The organism is Frankia sp. CoBUL1 (genome assembly GCF_978021245.1).
In genome coordinates this window covers 1-7,898 of sequence record NZ_CDXDOS010000157.1, presented here as the reverse complement: position 1 = coordinate 7,898, position 7,898 = coordinate 1, and the positions used below count along the sequence as shown (strand labels likewise).

Sequence of the window (7,898 nt, the reverse complement as noted above, 5' to 3'; positions counted from 1 at the left end):
GGCTCACTACATGAGGCGGATCTGATTAACAGGGCGATGAATCTCGCCGCGATGATCCTGATGATTTTCTTTCCTTTTGTTATCACGCTGGCGGCGCTGTCGCCACTGCGGCAGGGCGGTGCGGCGGACATAATCATCGCGCGCATGGGGTTGAGCCATGATGCGGCGATGGCCGTGGAACGACTCTTTACCCCGCGGAGCGGAACCGTCCTCACCGGCTGGACAGTACTGGGAGTGCTCTGGCTGATAGTTGGCGGACTGAGTCTGGCTGCGTCCGTCCAGTCCATTTATGTGCGGGTCTTCAGGCTGAAGCCATTCGGGCTACGCGGCCTACTGGCCCAGGTCGGCTGGCTCTGCGGATTGATCTTCTTTCTCGTCGCTACCACGAGTCTCGGGGCGCTGCTCACCGGCACCGTGGCTGGTCAGGTCTGCTACGGCCTGGTAGCCACCGTGATCCTGGTGCTCTTCTTGTGGGTCGGGGTCCGGGTACTCACCATCGGCCGGATGAGCTGGCGGGACTCGTGGCCGACAGCCCTGTTCACGACGATCGGCCTGACTGGTCTGGGTGTCGTCAGCCGGCTGGCATTCTCGGCTTCCATCGTGGCGAACGAGCGCAGCTATGGCGGGATCGGGGTCGTGTTCACCATCCTGTCGTGGCTGATCGGTTTCGGTGTCGTCCTCATCGGGGGGGTAATCGTCGGCACGTGGTATCTCGACACCGAGCTGTCGGTCGCCGGCATCCTCAGAAAGTTTCACATCGGGAGGAGGATGGGCCGAGACCAAGCCCGGAAATCATGAGCTGAGCCGGTGCGCGGATCGGCGCCGAGGGCCACAAGGGCCAATGACGTGTGACCTGGTGTTGATCGTGTCCGGAGGACAGCAGGAGGTGACGCTGTGTGAGTGGCTGATCTGGTCGATCGGCGTCCTGCCTGTCTTACCCTGGGTTCAGGGGCGTCAACGGTTCAGGGGCGTCAACGTCGCCTCCACAGGGTCCAAGCCGGGCACCCGCATCGGCCGCAATCCGAGCCGGGCCGGTAGTGCTCGTGGTCATGACGCGCATGGCCGCAGCGGCAGCGCAGGATGAGTAGACCGCGGATCGACCTCACAGGGTCACCTCCGTCCGGATGGGAGTAGCTAAGTGAGCTAGATAAGTGAGTTAACTGCCTAAATGTCGCATGTGGGCTGGTCTGCTGGGTGTGTCTAGACGTTCGGGCGGAGATCGTCCAGGTCGTCCTTCCCTGCTGGCCCGGGGACACCCGCCTGGCCCTCGTCCACGACTCGGCGCCTTCTGCGCGTGACCACCCCGCGACTCGGCCCGGCTACGATCGGGTGGCACGAGGAACGTCCGTGACGGGGCGGTTTATCGTCTCCAGGTCCTGAGCGCCATAGCAAGCGACCCATCGGGAGACGATAGGGATCATGAGAATCTCGAGCGGGACCGGGGCATCGGGCACCTCGGCCGGGCGCTCCGCCGACGGGCGGCGGGGGGGAAACGCGCTGCCCGAGGCGAACGAGCGCGCCGTCATCCGGCGCCGGTGGTGGCCACGCCCGGCGGTGCGGCCGGAACCCGGGCGGCCCGGCGCCCGCCGGGGCCTGTCCGCCCGGTCTGGTCCGGTCGGTCGGGGGTCAGCGGCCTCTCCCGTCCCTCCCGCACAGCCTGCCCCCCAGGCACCGCGTGCCCCGTCTGCCTCACAGCTGTCGTCTGCCCCGCCGCCGACGACATCACCCGGCGCCCGTCCCGGCAGGAAGAGCGGCCGGATGCCCGTGCTGCCCCCCTGGAAACAGCCGTGGGCGCCTCGGATCGCCGCGCTGCTGGCCCTGGTTGTCGGCCTGGTGGACGTCATCTCCGCGGTCACCCCGGAGTGGCGCTCCCGCCTGGAGGACCTGCGGGTGCTCCTGCCCCCGGCGGCCTCCCAACAGGCCGCCGCGTTCACCGTCGTCGTCGGCATGCTGCTCGTGCTGCTGACGCCGGGGCTGCGCCGCTGCAAGCGGCGGGCCTGGCGGGCCGTGCTGGTCCTGCTCGGCGTGAGCATCGTGCTCCACGTTGCCAAGGGTCTGGACTACGAGGAGGCGGCCGGATCGGCCGCGCTGCTCATCGCCCTGCTGCTGGTCTACGGGGAGTTCCGGGCCAAGGGCGACCCGTCGACGCGTTGGCGGGCGCTCGGCGTCGGCCTGCTGCTCACCGTCGTCTCGATCGGGATCGGGTTCCTGCTGCTTTATGTGCGTCAGGACCGGATCGTCGGCCCGCATTCGCTGTCCGCCCAGTTCGAACAGATCGTCGAGGGACTCGTCGGGATCCCCGGTCCGCTACGGTTCACCTCCGACCGGTTCTCCGACCTCGCCGCCCGCGTGCTGCTGACGATGGGCCTGTTGACCATAGTGACCACCGGCTACCTCGCGCTGCGACCGCCCGAGCCCCGGCCCCGGCTGACCGACTCCGACGAGGAACGGATACGTGCCCTGCTGGCCCGGCACGGCAAGGCCGACTCGCTGGGATACTTCGCGCTGCGGTCGGACAAGTCGGTGATCTGGTCGCCGACCGGCAAGGCCTGCGTGGCCTACCGGGTGGTTTCCGGCGTGATGCTGGCCAGCGGAGACCCGCTCGGTGACCGGGAGGCCTGGCCGGGGGCCATCAGGGAGTTCCTGCGTGAGGCGGCCGATCATGCGTGGACGCCGGCGGTCCTCGGCTGCTCGGAGGCGGGTGGCTTCGCCTGGACCCGCGCCGGGCTGTGCGCGCTGGAATTCGGTGACGAGGCCATCGTCGACACGGAGTCGTTCACGCTGGAGGGCCGGGCGATGCGTAACGTTCGCCAGGCGGTCGCCCGGGTGGAACGCGCCGGCTACACCGCGGTCGCGCGGCGGGTCGGCGATCTCGCGCCGGCCGACATCGCGCGGCTGAAGGCACAGGCCGCTGCCTGGCGGGGTACCCAGACGGAACGGGGCTTCTCGATGGCGCTCGGCCGCCTCGGCGGCGGCGCGGACGGTGACTGCGTAGCCGTGATGGCCTTCTCCCATGACGCGGGTCCCCATGACGCGGACGACCCGGTGAACGGTGCTCCGGGCCACCCGGCGAACGACACGACAAGCGGCATCGGGGACGGCGCGTCGCATGCCGACGCGGCCGGCACCGAGCCCCGGCTGCGCGCCCTGCTGCATTTCGTGCCGTGGGGCCCCAACGGCCTGTCGCTGGACGCGATGACGCGGGACCGGACCACCGACAACGGGCTGAACGAGTTCCTCATCGTCAGCGCCCTGCGCCAGGCCCGCGAGCTGGGCGTCGAACGGCTGTCGCTGAACTTTGCGTTCTTCCGGTCCGCACTCGAACGCGGCGAGCGCCTGGGCGCCGGGCCGGTCATCCGCTGCTGGCGTTCCCTATTAATATTCTTGTCCCGCTGGTTCCAAATAGATAGCTTGTACCGGTTCAACGCCAAATTTCAACCCACCTGGCAGCCCCGTTATATCTGCTACCCCGCCAGTTCCGAGCTACCACGGATCGCCTTGGCGATGCTCGAAGCCGAGGCCTTCCTGGTCTGGCCCTGCTGGCGCGACCATCTATCCGGGCTATCCCGGTTGTCCCGACTATCCCGACTACCCCGGCCTGGAACGGCAGGCCTCCATCACCGTGCCCGAAGAAAGGACACCTCGACCGGCCCCGGGCCGGGCTGACCATCACCTTCAGGCCACGTCGTCCATATTGTCCATATTGTCCACGTCGTCCACGCCGTGGACACACTCGCAGGGGAGTGTGGATTTGGGGTCTCTGGTCGTCATCGGGAAGTGGTTCCTGCTGTCCCTGGCGGGAATGTCGCTCGCCTGCTGGGCAGGCTGCGGGTGGCTGGCCCACCGGCGCCGGGCGGGGCATCGGAACCGGGTGGGACGCCCCGCCGCGTTCGGGATGGGCATCCTCGCCATGCTGCTCACGTTGGTGACGGCGGCGGATCTGGTCAACGCCTACTACGGCTACCTGCCGCGGGTCGACGACGTCATCGGGGTGAAGTCCTGGCCGACGGGGTCGGCGCGGGAGGCTGTGGCGCCAGCGCCGCCGCACCCGGACGGATCGGTTATCGACCTGTTGGTCCCCGGCACGCACAGCGGGTTCGGTGTGAAGGAGGCAAAGCAGGCACTGGTGTACCTTCCGCCCCAGTACTTCACCGAACCGCACGTCCGGTTCCCCGTCGTCTACCTTATGCACGGCTCGCCGGGGGTGCCGGTCGACTGGTACCGGGCGGGCCGGGCCGCGCAGGTCGGCGCGCTTCTCGCCGGGGTCGGCCGGCCCGCGATCCTCGTCGCCCCGCGCCTGAGCCACGGTTGGCTCGACGACAGCGAATGCGTCGACCGGCCCGGCGAGAACATCGAGACCTATCTGATCGACGACGTGATCTCGACGGTCGACCGGCGGTTGCGCGCCATCGCGGACCGAGCCGACCGGATCTTCGTCGGAATGTCCGCCGGCGGGTTCTGCGCGCTGAACCTCGGGCTACGCCACCGTGACCTCGTCGAGACGATCATTGATATGTCCGGGATGTCGAAACCGACCCACGACGGTGGGATGGTCGGCCTGTTCGGGAACCGGCCCGATCTCGCTCTGGTCGTGGCGGCGAACACCCCGGCCCGGTACGCGGCGACGCTCCCACCGTTCCCGCCGATGCGGGTGTGGCTGGACTGCGGGCATGGCGATCATGAGGCGTTGGGCGACACGGAGGCGATGGCCCGCGCCCTGGGGCAGCGTCCGGGCTTCGACGTCGTGCTGCGGCTGCGCCCCGGCGGTCACGACTTCGGCGTGTGGCGTCCGGCGCTTCGAGACAGCCTGCTGTGGGCGGTACCGTCCGACGTCCGCCCGGCGTGACCGTCCCCCGGCGCGACCGTCGGCACATCTGGTCGGCCGCTGCGGTGCCGGGAATGACAGCGCCGGGCGAAGACATTCTTCAGATGGGCCCTGCTTCTCGTCAGGCGGGAGTGTTCCGTGGCGTGCTCGATTCCAGGCCGGGGCGATCAGCGGGGATGGGCCGCGCCGGCGGAGAACATCCGAGGTGGACCGGGGGCCGGAGTCCCATGACCGTCCGCACACCGGCCCCCGCCGGAGATGACGACGGCCCTGTCGGCGCGGAGCACGTTCACGGGGCCGAGGGCGCCGCCAGCCCAAACCCGGGCCGCCCGTGGTCGGGCCGCCCGTGGTCGGGCGTGCGGCGGCTGCCGGTGACCGTAGGCCGGTTCCCGGTGACCGACTCCTTGCTCGGCGCCCTCGTCGCGGCGCGGGTGTTCCAGTACGTCGACCCGGCCACGGCGACCCGCTGGCAGTGGGCCATGAACACAACCTTCGACCAGATGCGCCACCATCCCCTCGGGGTGCTTGTGGGCAGTATTCCGTGGCTGCCCGAGGGGCCGTTGGCGCCGTGGCTCATGTTCGCGGGCCTGGCCGTGGGCGGCTTGGAGGCGACGGCGGGAGGCGCCACCGCGCTGGCCGTCGTGCTGGGTGGGCATGCCGGGGCGACGTTGATCTCCCAGGGTGTGCTGGACCTGCGGGTCGTCACCGGCGGGTTGCCGCGGACCGCTCTGCACGTCCTGGATGTCGGGCCGAGCTATGTCGTGGCGACCGCCCTGACCGCGCTCGTGGTGCTGCCCTCCCGCCGGTCGCTGCGCGCTCTGGCGTCACTGACCTTCGTCGTCGTACTCCCCGTGATGATGAAGGGGGTGAGCCGTGGGGAGCTCGACGCGGTCGGCCACACGGCGGCCCTCGCCCTCGGTGCGCTCGCGGGGCTCGCGCCACCGGTGCGCCGCCGCGCCGCGGCGCGGCGGGACACCGCTCGGTGGGACGCCGCCCGGCGCGGCTGGTGGGACGTCGGGGGGAACAGGAGGGCGAAGTCCGGCCACAAAGCGCGGTTTGGTGTGCGAAGATATCGTTGGATACGTGGACGGCGCGAGTCGGGTCTTGATCTGCATTTTTAGTGTGTGCCGCTGATCCGAAACGCCGGCACCAGCGGGCATGATGGTGGTAGCGTCCTGGCTGTCCGGTGCCACCACGGTCTGCTCGTCCAGTGCTCCATCGCAGGGCTTTCCTGTCTCATCGAACCGCCAAAAAGGGTCTCGTCATGTCATCAAAGGGAAGATTTTCCTTCTGACTCTGGTGCAGGCAGCAACATTCTCAATCGCGGCTGGTTACAACCGTGACCAGTTGTTCCTTTGACGGAAGAGGAGCCAAGCGTGGCAAGTGCGATCGACGGCATCTACCGGATCAGCATCGCCGGGCAGCAGACCCTCACCGACGTGGGCGGGGGCAACCTCGTCCTTCTGCCTGACGGCAACGGCGGCGGGCAGGTGTGGCAGGTGCGGCGCGCCAACGACGACACCTACACGATCCGCAAGCCGTCCGGCGGGGCTTTTGTGAGCTTCGATGGTGACCCGGACACATTCGAGCGGGTACGTGTGCTCCCGGAGCCGCGTGAATGGAAGATCGCTGATGGTCCCCAGTCGGGTACCTTCACCATCGGTGTCCCGGACAATGAACTGACCCTGGGACTTCACCCGGCGCTCATCTACCCGCCGCTGGTTGCCCTGTCACCTATCTTCAGGGAGGACAGGGGCTGGATTTTCGAGGGCGTCGAGTAGTCGAGTAACCCGTCCACCCGGGGCCCGGCCCGGCCGGTGAACGAGGCCCTGCGCCGATGGCACGGGGAGCCGGGCACCGTGCCGCGGATGGCAGCAGTTCGACCATCCGCGGCGCGGCGCATCGGTACATCGGTACATCGCGGCCGAGAGCGAACCGGACGAACCGGATAGAAAGGATTGATCGGACAAGACCGCTGGTCGGTCACCTCAGCCGCATCCTCTCGGTGGCGGCGCCGAATGCGGGCCCGATCCGCGATACTTCTGTGGGATGACCGATTCTGTCCGGCCTGCCCGGCGGGGAATGCAGGCTATCCTCGGCGACCGTCTCTGGCAGGCGTTGTTGTCATGCGGTTCCCGGTGCCATTTCCGGTCGCGGCAGGTGCTGCTGCGTCAGGGCGATTCAGATGATTTCCTGCTTCTGCTGACCACCGGCCGGGTAAAGGTGGTGCGCGTGGACGCGGAGGGCTCGGCCCTCCTGCTGGCGCTGCGTTCGCCCGGGGACATGATCGGTGAGATGGCGCGAATCGGAACCGGACGCACCGCCACGGTGCAGGCGATCGATCGATGCGAGGCGCATCGGGTCTCCGCCGCCACGCTCGACTCCTTCCTGCGGCGGCACGGTGTTCAGGGAGCGCTGGCTGACTACGTGGTGAGCAAGCTGTCCGAAACGGTTCCCTATCAGCATCAGCTCGTGCATTTCTCGCCGCGGCAGCGGGTCGCCCGCCTGCTGTTGGAACTGGTCGCCCTCGCCGGACCGGAGCTGCCCGATCCGATGCGGGTGCCGTTCTCGCTCGATGCCGTCGCGGAGTCCCTGGGGCTCGCCCGGAGCACGGTGGCCGCACATGTGGCGGCATTGCGAGAGGAACAGGTGCTGAGGCCGGGGCCACGGCTCGCGGTGGCGGGCCGAGGTGGGCATCACGACCGGCTGAGCATGCCGGTCTGGCCCGGCGGGCTCCAGGTCGTCCGCTGGTTCTCCGTTGACGGGAGCCGGTGGGCCGACGAGATGTGGTCCGTGCCACCGTTGAACCGTCCGTCGATGGACGTTTTTGTCACTCTTCCGCCGCGACGCTGAAGAACACGGGCACGACATCCGTGCTCTCCCGCGAACGCGAAGGATTCAGCGATGGCCTCTACACCGGTCCATGGCGGCACCGACAGCATGGCAATGCCCCCCAGGGCTGCGCGAAGGTCGCGTGGTGTGACGGCCCGTTGCGCTAAGTGGCCATGAACTGGAGTGCCCGGCGGCGGTCTCCGGCGATGTGTTCGAGGGTTTCCTTGACTTTTCGGACTCC

Annotated in this window: 6 protein-coding genes; all 6 read left to right on the top strand. The window is 68.6% G+C overall.

The annotated features are described in order from the left end of the window. The coding region (locus AC08OX_RS12120; protein WP_476607917.1) for a ribonuclease BN at window positions 1-798 on the top strand (798 nt) is incomplete at its 5' end. Between the two features lie 960 nt (window positions 799-1,758). After that, window positions 1,759-3,666 carry a phosphatidylglycerol lysyltransferase domain-containing protein gene (locus AC08OX_RS12115; protein WP_476607916.1) on the top strand — a complete coding sequence of 636 codons (1,908 nt, stop codon included), beginning with the start codon at window positions 1,759-1,761 and terminating at the stop codon, window positions 3,664-3,666. Between the two features lie 85 nt (window positions 3,667-3,751). Then, window positions 3,752-4,846: an alpha/beta hydrolase gene (locus tag AC08OX_RS12110; protein WP_476607918.1), complete on the top strand. Its 1,095-nt coding sequence runs from the start codon at window positions 3,752-3,754 to the stop codon at window positions 4,844-4,846. A gap of 371 nt (window positions 4,847-5,217) precedes the next feature. After that, on the top strand, window positions 5,218-5,946 hold the full coding sequence (locus tag AC08OX_RS12105; protein ID WP_476607915.1) for a rhomboid-like protein: 729 nt from the start codon (window positions 5,218-5,220) through the stop codon (window positions 5,944-5,946). Window positions 5,947-6,201: 255 nt separating this feature from the next. Continuing rightward, window positions 6,202-6,606: a hypothetical protein gene (locus AC08OX_RS12100; RefSeq protein ID WP_476607914.1), complete on the top strand. Its 405-nt coding sequence runs from the start codon at window positions 6,202-6,204 to the stop codon at window positions 6,604-6,606. Window positions 6,607-6,874: 268 nt separating this feature from the next. Beyond that, the gene (locus AC08OX_RS12095; protein ID WP_476607913.1) at window positions 6,875-7,678 is read left to right on the top strand and encodes a Crp/Fnr family transcriptional regulator; all 804 of its coding nucleotides are present in this window, start codon (window positions 6,875-6,877) and stop codon (window positions 7,676-7,678) included. Window positions 7,679-7,898: the final 220 nt, after the last annotated feature.